The sequence below is a fragment of the Planomonospora sp. ID67723 genome (assembly GCF_015711605.1).
GTDB lineage: Bacteria > Actinomycetota > Actinomycetes > Streptosporangiales > Streptosporangiaceae > Planomonospora_A.
The window spans coordinates 83,928-95,949 of record NZ_JABTEZ010000007.1 but is presented as its reverse complement, the minus strand read 5'-3'; the positions used below and the strand labels follow the sequence as shown (position 1 = coordinate 95,949).

Annotated in this window: 16 protein-coding genes; 12 read left to right on the top strand and 4 right to left on the bottom strand. The window is 70.1% G+C overall.

All coding sequences use genetic code 11. The annotated features are described in order from the left end of the window. Positions 1 to 46: 46 nt before the first annotated feature. The 3 genes from HS041_RS37130 to HS041_RS39045 all read left to right on the top strand — a co-directional run bounded on the left by HS041_RS37130 (position 47) and on the right by HS041_RS39045 (position 3,593). Entirely contained in the window at positions 47 to 1,705 is a 1,659-nt protein-coding gene (locus tag HS041_RS37130; RefSeq protein WP_196445609.1) for a methyl-accepting chemotaxis protein, read from the top strand. Between the two features lie 225 nt (positions 1,706 to 1,930). Continuing rightward, positions 1,931 to 2,800: a hypothetical protein gene (locus HS041_RS37125; protein ID WP_196445608.1), complete on the top strand. Its 870-nt coding sequence runs from the start codon at positions 1,931 to 1,933 to the stop codon at positions 2,798 to 2,800. 157 nt (positions 2,801 to 2,957) lie between these two features. Then, positions 2,958 to 3,593: a hypothetical protein gene (locus HS041_RS39045; protein ID WP_230880375.1), complete on the top strand. Its 636-nt coding sequence runs from the start codon at positions 2,958 to 2,960 to the stop codon at positions 3,591 to 3,593. An 88-nt stretch (positions 3,594 to 3,681) separates the two neighbouring features. On the opposite strand, the gene HS041_RS37115 is transcribed toward HS041_RS39045, so the two are convergent. Beyond that, positions 3,682 to 4,767, bottom strand: coding sequence for an alanine racemase (locus tag HS041_RS37115; protein WP_196445606.1), 1,086 nt, complete (start codon positions 4,765 to 4,767; stop codon positions 3,682 to 3,684). Positions 4,768 to 4,951: 184 nt separating this feature from the next. Between HS041_RS37115 and HS041_RS37110 the strand changes: the two genes are divergently transcribed. Next, on the top strand, positions 4,952 to 5,188 hold the full coding sequence (locus HS041_RS37110; protein ID WP_196445605.1) for a hypothetical protein: 237 nt from the start codon (positions 4,952 to 4,954) through the stop codon (positions 5,186 to 5,188). Continuing rightward, positions 5,185 to 5,613 carry a hypothetical protein gene (locus HS041_RS37105; RefSeq protein WP_196445604.1) on the top strand — a complete coding sequence of 143 codons (429 nt, stop codon included), beginning with the start codon at positions 5,185 to 5,187 and terminating at the stop codon, positions 5,611 to 5,613. The genes HS041_RS37110 and HS041_RS37105 overlap by 4 nt, the downstream gene beginning before the upstream one ends. A 46-nt stretch (positions 5,614 to 5,659) precedes the next feature. On the opposite strand, the gene HS041_RS37100 is transcribed toward HS041_RS37105, so the two are convergent. After that, positions 5,660 to 5,932 carry a hypothetical protein gene (locus tag HS041_RS37100; protein ID WP_196445603.1) on the bottom strand — a complete coding sequence of 91 codons (273 nt, stop codon included), beginning with the start codon at positions 5,930 to 5,932 and terminating at the stop codon, positions 5,660 to 5,662. 88 nt (positions 5,933 to 6,020) lie between these two features. Between HS041_RS37100 and HS041_RS37095 the strand changes: the two genes are divergently transcribed. From HS041_RS37095 to HS041_RS37085, 3 genes are all read left to right on the top strand, one after another. Next, positions 6,021 to 6,719 carry a GntR family transcriptional regulator gene (locus tag HS041_RS37095; protein WP_230880374.1) on the top strand — a complete coding sequence of 233 codons (699 nt, stop codon included), beginning with the start codon at positions 6,021 to 6,023 and terminating at the stop codon, positions 6,717 to 6,719. 120 nt (positions 6,720 to 6,839) lie between these two features. Beyond that, positions 6,840 to 7,172, top strand: coding sequence for a DUF6247 family protein (locus HS041_RS37090; RefSeq protein ID WP_196445601.1), 333 nt, complete (start codon positions 6,840 to 6,842; stop codon positions 7,170 to 7,172). A 99-nt stretch (positions 7,173 to 7,271) separates the two neighbouring features. Then, complete coding sequence (locus tag HS041_RS37085; protein WP_196445600.1) at positions 7,272 to 7,418, top strand: hypothetical protein; 147 nt, start codon at positions 7,272 to 7,274, stop codon at positions 7,416 to 7,418. Positions 7,419 to 7,477: 59 nt separating this feature from the next. Here HS041_RS37085 and HS041_RS37080 read toward each other — a convergent pair whose 3' ends face one another. Further along, positions 7,478 to 8,386, bottom strand: a complete 909-nt coding sequence (locus HS041_RS37080; RefSeq protein ID WP_196445599.1) for a hypothetical protein — start codon at positions 8,384 to 8,386, stop codon at positions 7,478 to 7,480. A 79-nt stretch (positions 8,387 to 8,465) separates the two neighbouring features. Then, positions 8,466 to 9,128 carry a VldE C-terminal domain-containing protein gene (locus tag HS041_RS37075; protein ID WP_196445598.1) on the bottom strand — a complete coding sequence of 221 codons (663 nt, stop codon included), beginning with the start codon at positions 9,126 to 9,128 and terminating at the stop codon, positions 8,466 to 8,468. A gap of 208 nt (positions 9,129 to 9,336) precedes the next feature. On the opposite strand from HS041_RS37075, the gene flgB reads away from it, so the two are divergent. The 4 genes from flgB to fliF are packed head-to-tail and all read left to right on the top strand — an operon-like array spanning position 9,337 to position 12,021. Beyond that, complete coding sequence (flgB, locus tag HS041_RS37070; RefSeq protein WP_196445597.1) at positions 9,337 to 9,687, top strand: flagellar basal body rod protein FlgB; 351 nt, start codon at positions 9,337 to 9,339, stop codon at positions 9,685 to 9,687. Between the two features lie 2 nt (positions 9,688 to 9,689). Further along, positions 9,690 to 10,097 carry a flagellar basal body rod protein FlgC gene (locus HS041_RS37065; protein ID WP_196445596.1) on the top strand — a complete coding sequence of 136 codons (408 nt, stop codon included), beginning with the start codon at positions 9,690 to 9,692 and terminating at the stop codon, positions 10,095 to 10,097. Continuing rightward, positions 10,094 to 10,405, top strand: a complete 312-nt coding sequence (fliE, locus tag HS041_RS37060) for a flagellar hook-basal body complex protein FliE (protein ID WP_196445595.1) — start codon at positions 10,094 to 10,096, stop codon at positions 10,403 to 10,405. Before HS041_RS37065 ends, fliE begins: the two co-directional genes overlap by 4 nt. Continuing rightward, positions 10,405 to 12,021 (top strand): flagellar basal-body MS-ring/collar protein FliF, encoded by a 1,617-nt coding sequence (gene fliF / locus HS041_RS37055; RefSeq protein WP_196445594.1) that lies wholly within the window; start codon positions 10,405 to 10,407, stop codon positions 12,019 to 12,021. Before fliE ends, fliF begins: the two co-directional genes overlap by 1 nt. Position 12,022 lies beyond the last annotated feature (1 nt).

Below are 12,022 nucleotides of genomic sequence, written 5' to 3'. Positions count from 1 at the left end.
CGTTGCCTCGCAGCGCTACCGGTCTCGCACTGGAAAGGACCTGATCGTGACCGATCACCATGTTGACCCCGTACGGCCCGCGGTGACCGCTCACCGCAACGCGCTGCTGGGCTGGTTCGCCGACCGGCGGATCAACACCAAGATCCTCGCCGCGGTCGGCATCGTCGCCGTCCTGGGCGGCGGCATCAGCACCGTCGCGATGAGCCGCATGGCCGAGCTCAACAACGACCTGCACGCCATGGAGCAGGGCAACGTCCGCCGCCTCATCCACCTCAACGAGCTGAACAGCCGGTTGTCGCGCATGTACGACGTCGGCGCGGGCTATGTCGCCGTCACTCAGCCGGCGCTCAAGAAAGCCACTCTCGACAAGCTGTTGGAGAGCACCGACGACGTCACCGCCGCCTTCGAGGAGTACAAGGACAAGGCCGCTTCCCAGGAGGGCGTCCAGAAGGCCGTAGCGGACTTCGAGGAGGGCTGGGAGGCATACCAGACCCTCCGCGGCGTCGTCTTCATGGGGCAGAAACCGCCGGCCGGGCTCACCGTGAGCGCCGACCCCGCCCAGCTGCTGTCGCAGTTCGCCGCCGCCTCCGAACGGCTCAACACCAACATGCAGGAGATGGCCGAGCAGGAAGAGGCGGACGCCAAGACGGTCGCCGCGGAGGCGACCTCCGAGTACGAGGACGCCCGGACGCTGCTGCTGATCCTGGTCGCCGCCGGTCTGCTGCTGGCGCTGGGCGTGGCCTTCCTGGTCTCCCGCCTGATCACCGGCCCGCTGAGCGCGGTCTCGCACGCGCTGGGCGGAATGGCCAAGGGCGACCTGACCCAGAAGGTCGAGGTCGCCTCCCGCGACGAGGTCGGCCAGATGGCGATCGCGGTCAACCAGGCCAACGACTCCATCCGTCAGGCCATCCAGGCCCTGGCCACCAGCGCCGACACCCTGGCGGCGAGCTCGGGCGAGCTGTCGCAGGTCTCCGAGCAGATCGCCGCCTCCGCCGACGAGGCCTCCTCCCAGGCCGGCAACGTCGCCGCCGCCGCCGGACAGGTCTCGCAGAACGTGCAGACCGTCGCCGCCGGCAGCGAGGAGATGGGCGCCTCCATCCGGGAGATCGCCCACAACGCCAACGAGGGCGCCAAGGTCGCCTCCCAGGCGGTGGCGGTGGCCGAGTCCACCAACGAGACCGTCGCCAAGCTGGGCACCTCCAGTGCGGAGATCGGCTCCGTGATCAAGGTCATCACCTCGATCGCCGAGCAGACCAACCTGCTGGCGCTCAACGCCACCATCGAGGCCGCCCGCGCCGGCGACGCCGGCAAGGGCTTCGCCGTGGTCGCCGGGGAGGTCAAGGACCTGGCCCAGGAGACCGCCAAGGCCACCGAGGACATCTCCAAGCGGGTCGAGGCCATCCAGGCCGACACCGAGAGCGCGGTCGCCGCGATCGCCGAGATCTCCTCCATCATCGGCAAGATCAACGACTACCAGCTCACCATCGCCAGCGCGGTGGAGGAGCAGACCGCCACCACCAACGAGATGAACCGCAACGTCGCCGACGCCGCCCAGGGCAGTGCCGACATCGCCACCAACATCTCGGTGCTGGCCAGCGCCGCGCACGTCACGGCCGAGGGCGTGACCGAGAGCCAGCGGGCCGCGGCCAACCTGGCCGAGCTGTCGACCCGCCTGCACGACCTGGTCTCCCGCTTCCGCTACTGACACCTCCCCTCCGCCCCGGCCGCACCGCGGCCGGGGCGGACCCCGGTGCGGGGCCGCGGCACGAGGGCCGCCCACGGCATGACCGCGGGCGGCCTGATCCATTTATCAGGTAAAACGCGCATTTTTACCAACTAAATGTGTTGTGCTTAGAACGCACTGTGATAATTGGTAATAAAAACCGTGATCAGTTGGGTGCAAAGCCTTACCAGGTGTAACACTGCTTGCATGTATTCCCTGGTCAGTGCCCCCGTCCTCGGTTTCGACCTGACGCGGCTGGATGGCGGAGCGGCAACCGCCGCCGTGCTTTCCCGCGCCCTCCGCCTCGACTCCGGCGACCTCGTGGCGCTGGCCCGCAGGCTGCCCGGTGACGAAGTCCGCGCCCAGCTCTGGCAGGACATCCACGCCGCGACCGTCCTGCGCCCGACCGTCCGAGGCCTGTCCCAGCAGGACCCCGACGGTGCGCTCGCGCTGCTGGAGCGCGCCCCCATCGGCACCCCCGACGCGCTGCTGCACTGCATCCGGCACGACGTGCTCGGCTGGACCTGGCGCGAGGAGGACGGCGTCCGCCGCCAGGACGACGTGGCGGCCCGCGCGACGTCGGTCGTCTGCGACGCGGTGATGGCCACCTATCTGCGCGAGCTGCTCCCGGCCGACACCCGGCGCCGGCTGGCCGTGGGCTGGCTCGGCGGCATCCGCGACCTGGTGGACCGGCCGGTCGACACCGGCCCCCAGCACGAGGCGGTCATGGCGCTGTGCCGCCGGGTGGAGACGCTCGGTGCCTCCGAGGTGGAGCGCCTGTCCGCTCTCGCCGACCGGGCCCGCCCCGAGACCAACGCCTGGTCGCAGGCGGTGCACGGCGCCTCGTGGGCGGTGCACATGTCGGACCGCGTCCGTGCCGCGGCGACCGCCCAGTTCGAGCTCGTCCAGGCCGTCGACGCCGCGGGGATCCCGGTGGCAGAGCGCGCCGGCGGCGTGTGGAACCTGCTCAGCGGGGCCGTGCACGCCCTCACCGTCGCCGACCTGCTGGAGGCGGCCCTGCTGGAGCGGCTGCTCGACCCCTGCCTGTCCGTGCTCGGCCTGCCCGTCTTCGACTGATCACCGCTCCGGCCGTCCCCGTCTCGTACGGCGCCCGCATGCCGTACGAGGTGCGGGAACGGAGCGAGAGCGGTGTTTTTCGGTTTTTCCCTCAAGCGGTCCTTCCTCGTGCCGATCGGCATCATGTAGTCGCTATCGGTAGCCGAAAGAGGACGTTGTGTCGAACATCAGGAAGAGCTGGACCGCGCTGCTGCTGGCCGCCGCGGTGACCGTGAGCGTGCCCGTGGCCGCAGGCACCGCGAACGCCGCTCCGAAGAGCAAGACCACGAAGGCGGCGACCACCAAGGCCGCCGCCGCCAAGGCCAAGGCCGCCGCCCTCGCCAAGGCCGCCGCCGCCGCCAAGGCCAAGGCCGCCGCCGCCCGGGCCAAGGCCGTGCAGCCCTTCGCCGCGGTCGGCACGGTCACCGCGGTGGACGCCACGGCCCGCACCATCACCATGGACGTGACCAGCGGCTCCAAGCTCGCACGCGGAACGGACATCGTCATCCGCGTGACCGCCACCACCAAGATCGTGAAGGACGACGTCAAGGGCGGCTTCGACCTCCTGGCCGTCGATGACGTGGTCACCGCGAACGGTGTCAAGAGCGTGACCGGTTACGCGGCCGCTCACGTCAACGCCCACGACCCCGAGCCCGAGCCCGAGGAGCCGGCCGAGCCGACCGACCCGGCCGAGCCCACGGACCCCGCTGAGCCCACGGACCCCGCTGAGCCCACGGACCCGGCCGAGCCGACCGACCCCGCTGAGCCCACGGACCCGGCCGAGCCGACCGACCCGGCCGACCCCGCGGTCTGACGCACTCCCCGCCGGTCGACGGCGGCCGCCCGGCGGCGGAGCAGGCCCCCCAGCGCGCCTCGGGGGTGCGCTCCCCCGCCGGGTTCTCTCATTCCCCCGGACGCCTCCCCAGGTAGGAGAACTCCGGGTGCGGATGCATCAGGAAGTCGTGGTGGGAGATGTTCCAGGCATAGGCCCCGGCCATCGCGAATTCCACGACGTCACCGCGCTCCAGCGCGACCGGCACCCTCCTGGCCAGCAGGTCCTTCGGGGTGCAGAGCTGCCCGGCGATCGTGACCGGCTCCCCGGCCCGGCCGGGGACGACCGGCTGGTCGTGTCCCTTGGTCGCCGGGGTCCGCAGGTGGTGGGTGCCGCCCGCGACGATCGCGAACAGTTCGCCGTGCACGCGCTTGACGTCGATCACCCGGGTCGCGTACCGCCCGCAGTAGACGGTCAGGGACCGGCCCGGCTCCACCCGGAGCGTCTCCCCCTCGCGGCGCAGCTTGGCCAGGCCCTCGCCGTACGCGATCCAGTCGAACCGCGCCTCGGGATCGTCGTAGGAGACGGCCATGCCCCCGCCGAGGTTGATCTCGGTGGCCCCGATCCCCCGCGCGTAGTCCAGCACCGCCTCCGCCAGCTCCAGGAGCTGCTGCGCGTCCAGGCCGCTGGCCAGATGGGCGTGCACGCCGCGCAGCCGTACCCGATCCTGCCCGGCGAGCAGCCCCGCGCACGCGGCGACGCCGGCCGGATCCATGCCGAACGGGGTCGCCCCGCCGCCCATCGCCAGCGACGCGCCCTCGACGGGGACCTCCAGGTTGACCCGGAGCAGCACGTCGGCCCGGCGGCCGGAGGCGAGCAGCCGCTCCAGCTCGCCGGGGCTCTCCACGTGCAGCCGGTGCACCGCCGAGGCCAGTTCCGCGTCGGTCTTGCCCGGCCCGCCCAGCGCGACCGGCATGTCCGGGAACAGTGCCCGCACGTGCGCCAGCTCCCCGCCCGAGGCCACCTCGAAGCCGTCCACCTGCCGGGCCAGCACGCGCAGCAGCTCGGGGTCGGGATTGGCCTTGACCGCGTAGTACAGCTCGACGCCGCCCAGCGCCCGCCGTACGGCCGCCACGTGCTCGTCCAGCCCCGCCAGGTCGTAGACGAAAGCGGGCAACCGCCCCGCCGCCGCCAGCTCGTACGCCCGCTCGGTCATGGCATCCATGCCGTACCCCGATTCGCGTTGGACCGTCCCCGGTCGGATCACCGTTGCGGCCCACATCGTCGCGGACACAGGGGGCATCGTCGACCCTGAGAGTGCTGCCCAGCTCGGTGACATGCGAGGCCAAGAGGCGGGAGAAACCCTGACATGATCAGTATGCATACCGTATGTTGAATGTATGAACCGAATCAGTGTCGCGATACCTGAGGACCTTGAGGCGCACGTGCGCGAGCTCGCCGGCGGCAACATGTCCGCCTACATCCTGGACGCTGTACGTGCTCGCGTGGACAAGGACCTGAAGGTGCGCGCCTATCACGCCAGCATCGGTGGCAAGCCACACCTCAGCGACAGCGAGGAAGACCAGGCGGCGGTGGCGCGCATCCGCTCCTTCCTCCAGTTGCCCGAGTCGGCGTGAGCGTTCTGGGCCGAGGCCTGGTTCTGGACGCCAGCACCGTCCGGCTCCATCTGTCCGGTGACGTCTACACCGCTGCCATGATCGGTATGGCACTGGAGACCGAACGCCCGATCGTGGTTCCGGCCCTCGTGCTGACCCAGGCCTACCGCGAGGCCGTACCCGGCCCGGCGCGGGAACGTCTGATCGGTTTGGTCTCTGTTCTCAGCGCGCCTGAGTTGTTCGATGACGTCAGTCGGGTGTCCGCACGAGACATCGGCACAGTCTGCCAGCTCACCGGAGTCGACGATCTGTCGATGGGTCACGCGCTGTGGGCCACCGTCGAGCGCCGCAACCAGAGCGATCCCCTCTACGACTGGGCGATCGTGACCGAGCATCCCGAGGTGTACCGGAAAGTGGTCCCCGGCCTGCCGACCGGCTGGCGCTGACCTCAAGGGTTGCCCGGTCTCCAAGGCCAGGGCCTGATCCGTCAGCTCAGCCCGCCGGATCCACGCTGGTCTCGGAAAGAGCCACGAGATCCTCATTCACCCTGGTCACCTCGACCCCGGCCGCCCGTCCCTGAATGATCGCGGAGGCGATCGCCTCCGCAGCGGTGGTGGCCTCCCGGTCGAAGACGGCGATCCCCACCCCGCCCGTGTGCGGGTCGAGTGAGACCGTGGCATCGTCCCATCCGGCCTCGTACAGCGTGTCGATCACCACTTCACCGGCCGGTGCCGTGAAGTTCACCTCGAAGCTGTAGACGGTCATTCAGATTCCATCCCACGATCTGAAGATCGGGGGCCGTTTCAGGGTCGCGCGAGGTCTCGGCGAACGACCTGTTCCCTGCATCGTGAGCATGCTGCTCGCGCAGGGCATCGGCGATGTAGGCCGAGGTGTTGCCGGAAGCCCGGGCCGCGTCGGCGAGATCCTGATCCGCCGCGCGCTCGACGTGCTCCGCAACGAGGGCCTGGTCGAGTCCCGGCAGGGATCCGGCACTTATGTGCGAGCCCGTCCACCTGTACGGCGCATCTCGATGGACCGCTATCGGGCCGACGCCGGGCCGCAGGACACACCCCGGACCAGCTTCACCGCCGATCAGGGCATCACCTGGAGCGAGTACCGCCTCGACAAGGCATTCCGATGGACCGAGGCCGACGAGCGTCTGGCCGGTCTGTTCGGTGTCGAACCCGGGACGCGGATCCTGGAGCGCCGGTTCGTCTTCTACTCCCAGGACGTCCCGAGCCAGATGTCCCGTTCCTGCCTGCTCGCCGCCGACGTCGAGGGGACGCCGGTGGCCGACCCGCACAACGAGCCGTGGCCGGGCGGGAACATCGGCCAGCTCCGCACGCTCGGCATCGAGGTCGACGACATCACCGAGGAGACCGCGATCCGCATGCCCATCCCGGAGGAGTCGTCACGGCTCGGCATCGGCGCCGGAGTCCCGGTGTTCTCCATCACCCGGCTCATGTACTCCCGCGGACGGGTGGTGGAGGTCGCGGACCCGATCGTCATCCCGGGAGACCGCGCGATCCGATCCGACCGGATCACGCTGTGACGACTCAGACGTGCAAGGAGGTCCAGGCGGTGTGGTCATGGACGGTGGTGTCGGCCCCGAAGGCATGAATTCGTCGGTTGTGCTCTGTAGGCTCTCGGGCAGGGAGAGGAGTCGTTCAGCATGACTGCGCAGCCGCAAGACCTTTCGCCCTTCAGTCCCTCCGCACCGGAGAAGAGCCTGCGGGCCATCCGTGCCGCGCTGGTCACGCCGCAGGACCGTGAAGCGTTCGACGCCGGACTGAAGGCCGTGCTGGACGAGGTCCGGGTCAGTTTGGATCTCGGCGTGCTGAACGCTTTCCTGCACCGCTGGTGGATATCCGCGTGCGACTCGGTGAAGGATCCCGAAGGGCGCCGCCGGATGCATGCCCGGGCCGAGCAGATCATCGCAGGTGAGCCGGTCCCGCAGGGGAAGCCGTGGCGTGAGCTTCTCGCTGCGCGAGGGGTCGACCTGTAGGTGTACAAGGTCATTACCGACCCGATCGCCGAAGAGCAGATCGCCGCGATTCCGTAGGAAGCGCTCCGTCCTCTCGCGGAGCTGTTCACGCTGCTGCAGGTGGCGCCCTGGAGCGGTCAGCCGTACAACCCGGCCAATCCCAAGGCGAACATGCTCACCCACGCCTTCGGCGAGCGCGGCCTGGCGACGTATGTGGTTATGGACGAGCAGCGCGAGGTGTACCTCATCCGCCTCGAATGGCCATGATCATCACATGATCCTTGAGCTGTACGGCACCGCATGACGGCCACCGGGAGAACGGCGGATCAGGGGCGGAGGGCGGTCCAGGCGGCGTAGTCGTGGACGGCGATGCCGGCGTAGGCGGGATAGGCCGCGGCGGCGGCGTCGACTTCGGCCAGCGCGGCGGTCAGGGCCTGGCGGCTCTGCCCGTAGAAGGTGCAGTGCGGGCAGTCGGGGAGATCGAGGGTCTCGGCGCCGAGCCGTACCGGGCGGCCGGCCTGTTCGCCGCGGCGCAGCATGTCGGCGGAGATCTCCATGATCGAGCCGGTGCCGGTGGCGGTGTCGCGGTAGGACATGACGGTCACCGCGTCGACGCGGGCCAGGACCTCGTCGGCCAGGGTGCGGGTGCCGGACGGGACGGTGTGGTACCAGAACGGCACGTCGGCCTCGAGCGGCCGGGGGTCGGCGTCGCGCAGCTTGGCCAGGAGCGCGGCGAAGGACGCGGCGGTCCCCGCCTGGTCGGTCTTCCAGGCGGGCAGGTGGTACGGCTCCACGTCGACGTGGGCGGCGTGGAACAGCCCGGTGCCCATGGCGGTGCGCTGCCAGGCCAGCGCGGCGGCGTGGTCGAAGGCCCACTCGGGGGTGCCGCCGAGGGCGGCCAGCCTGATCCCGGCGGCGTCGGCGCCCTTCTTCAGCTTGGCCAGGCGGGTGCGCTCGCTCCCGCTGAGCTTCGGCGGCACGTAGGCGAAGATCTCGCTCACCTTCTGGGCGGTGGCCCACCGCACCACGGCGGCGGGGTCGGCCTTCTGCCACAGCCACATCGCCCGCGTCCCGGCCGGGGCTGCGCAGGCGGCGGCGGGGGCGAGAGCGACAGCCGCCACGACGAGTACGGCGAGCGTCCCGGCGGGTCCGCGCAGGCGACGCCTCGGCCGCGGGCTCCGCAGCGGTGCCGGTCCGTCGGTCAGGCCGCCGTCCGCCGGAGGTCGTCGCCCCATGTCGTCTCCATTTCCGCGCCGGTTGCCGTTGGTTACCGTACGGGTCCACCGGCCGGGGAGTACGGTCACGCGCCGTGGATCACTTCTCCACGGAGATGTGCACGTGGTCGAAGTGGTTGGCGGTCACACTGCCGCGGTCGCTCATCAGCCGCCATCCTTCGCCCGCGCGGGAGGGGCTCCAGATGTGCTGGGCGAAGATGATGTACTTGATGCCGAGCTTCTCGGCGTTGTCCTTGACGTAGTTGGCGGTCTCCCAGCCCTCCTTGAGCTTGGCCGGGGAGGGCATCTTGCCGCCGGAGCTCAGCATGAAGTCCGCGGCCTTGCCGGTGGGATGGTCGCTGCCGGGCATGCCGCCGTCGGCCCGCCACGCGCCGATGGCGGGGAACGGGCCGAACTTCGCGTCGACGGCGTCGATCACCTTCTGCATGGTCGGGGTGATGCGGTCGCCTCCGCCCAGGACTTTGGAGTGCGCATGCGCCTTCTCGGCGCCCGTCGCGGCCGAGGTGCCCGTCGTGGTGGCGGTGCCCGTCGTGCTGGCCGTGGGAGTGGACGGCGTGGAGACGGACGGCGTGGAGACGGACGGGGCGGTGGTGGCCTTGGTGGCGGTGCCGGCCTTCTGCTGCGCGGCGGTGAGCTGGGCCGCGAACTGCTGGCCGGAGACGCTGGGACGCGCCGACAGCTGGCCGAACTGGCCCTGCAGTTCGGTGATCCGGCTGTGGATGGCGCTGATGCCTTCGGTCATTCGGGCTCCCCTCGCTGGACATGGCGGGCGTCTGCAGCATCGGCAGGACGCCGTCGTCACCTGAGGACTTATGCCGGAGCTGACAGCGAAGGACGGAAAAGTTCTCAGGACCTCTCCGCGCCGTCCGATGAGGAGACCTGAGCAGGGAGTGCTCACCCCGTTACGCCATGGATCGGCGGTCGTAGAGAAGAGCGAACGGAGTCTGTTCGTGCTCGAGGACGTCACCTCCAGCGTGGTAAACGTCGCGCTGAAGGGCCTGGCCCAGCGCCAGCGTGTCATCGCCGACAACATCGCCAATATCGAGACTCCCGGTTTCCTCGCCGGCCGCGTCCAGTTCGAGGACGCCCTGCGGACCGCCGTCAGCACCAAGTCGTCCCCGGGCCGGGTGGAGCCCTCCGTCGCCCGCTCCCTCGAGCCCACCCGGGAGAACGGCAACAACGTCAACCTCGACCACGAGACCTTGTCGCACATGGACACCGTGCTGCGCTACCAGACGATGTTGAAGGCGCTCGACGCCAAGCACGGACTGCTCCGCACCGTCATCAGGGGAGGCGCGTGACCATGGGTCCCTTCAGGGCAATCGGCATCGCCGGCACGGGTGTGACCGTCTACCGCAAGTGGCTGGACGCCGTGTCGGACAACATCGCCAACATGAACAACGTCAGCCCCACCAGCGGGGAGGCGTTCCGCGAGCGCTTCGTGGTCGCCCAGGCGGTCGACTACGGCTCGGGCACCGGCGGCGCACAGGTCGGCGGGATCGTCCTGGGCAACGCGGAGGGCCGGATGGTCCACGAGCCCGACCACCCCCTGGCCGACGAGAACGGCTACGTGCGCTACCCCGACATCGACCTGGGCGCGCAGATGGGGCAGCTGATGATGGCGCAGCGCTCCTACCAGGCAAACCTTTCCGTCGTCGACCGTGCCTATGACGCCTACCAGGCCGCACTCCAGCTCGGGAGGAATGGATGAGCATCGACTCGATCGGGCCGATCGCCGGACCGCTGCGCATCACCGCCCCCACCGGCCCCGCCGGTGCGGAGGCGACCGGGAACGCCGCCGACGTCTTCGGCGGCCTGCTCACCCAGAACATCGAGACTCTGCAGGCCACGCAGTCCAAGGCCGACGGGCTGGCCGTCAAGGCGGCCACCGGCGACCTGCAGGACGCCCACGACTACATGGCCGCCAGCATGGAGGCCGCACTCGCCACCCAGCTCACCGTCGCCATCCGTGACAAGGCCGTCGCCGCCTTCACCGAGATCATGAGGATGCAGGCCTGATGCAGGAACGCGCGCTCGCCGCCCTTCGCAAGGCCCGTTCCACGTTCGGGTCGTTCAGCACCGGCCAGAAGGCCGTCACCATCTCCATGGTCCTCGCCCTCGCGGTCGGCGGGTTCTTCTTCTCCCAGTGGGCCTCCCAGCCCTCCTACGCCACGCTGTACTCCAACCTGTCCGGCGCCGACGGCAACGCGATCGTCGAGAAGCTCACCGCCGACGGCGTCCCGTACCAGCTCACCGACGGCGGCAGCACCATCCAGGTCCCCCAGGCCCAGGTCTACGACCTGCGCCTGCAGATGAGCGGTGAGGGTCTGCCCACCCAGGAGGACGGCGGCGGCTACTCCCTGCTGGACAAGCAGGGCATCACCACCTCCGACTTCATGCAGCACGTCGGCTACCAGCGCGCCCTGGAAGGCGAGCTGGCCAAGACCATCAAGTCGATCGAGGGCGTCACCTCCGCCAGCGTGCACCTCGCGATCCCGCAGAAGGACGTCTTCACCGACGACGCCGCCAAGCCGACCGCCTCGGTCCTGGTGAGCACCCAGGCCGACAAGCCCATGACGCACAGCCAGGTCAAGGCCGTGGTCAACCTGGTCGGCTCCAGCGTCGAGGGCATGGACCCGGTCGACGTCACCCTGGCCGACTCCACCGGCAAGGTGCTGTCGGCCGGCGGCGAGCAGGCGCTCAGCGCCTCCGGCGACGAGCGCGAGCAGCAGACCCAGGCGTTCGAGCAGCGGATGAGCGGCTCGATCCAGCAGATGCTGACCCAGGTCCTCGGTCCGGGCAAGGCCGTCGTCAAGGTCACCGCCGACCTCGACTACGACCAGACCGAGACCAAGAGCCAGCGGTACGTCAACGACCCGACCCTGCCGCCGCTGTCGTCGACGACCAAGGAGGAGTCCTACAGCGGCGGGGGCACGCCGACCGGCGGTGTCCTGGGCCCGGACAACATCCAGGTGCCGAGCAACCAGACGGGCAACGACTACAAGTCCACCACCGAGACCCGCGACAACGCGGTCGGTCTGGTCACCGAGTCTCGCAAGACCGCCCCCGGCAAGGTCCGCAAGCTCGACGTCGCCGTGATGGTCGACGGCCAGGCGGCCGTCGGGATGGACGTCGCGGAGATCCAGCGCATCGTCTCCTCGGCCGCGGGCGTGAGCGCCCAGCGCGGAGACACCATCGCCGTCGCCGCGATGCCGTTCGACAACAGCGCCGCCGAGAAGGCCGCGGCCGAGCTCGCCGCCACGCAGAAGGCCGAGCAGGACGCGCGGACGACGGAGCTGATCAAGATCGGCGGCGCCGGCCTGATCATCGCGCTCCTGTTCATCGTCGGACTGCTGCGCGGCCGCCGCAAGCGCCGCTCGGCGCTGTCGAAGAAGGAGCAGGCGAGGCTGGCGGAGCTCCAGGCCGAACTGGAGCGCGTCCGGGTCGAGGCGGCCCAGGCCGCCATCGAGGCCGCCGAGCGCGAGGCGCTGACCGCCGGGACCGGCAACCAGCCCGCCGAGCCCGACGCGGACAAGCGCGAAGAACTGCGTGAAGAGATCGCCGGGATGGTCGAGCGCCAGCCCGAGGAAGTCGCCCAGGTGCTGCGCAGCTGGCTCGCGGACAGGAGGAACTGAC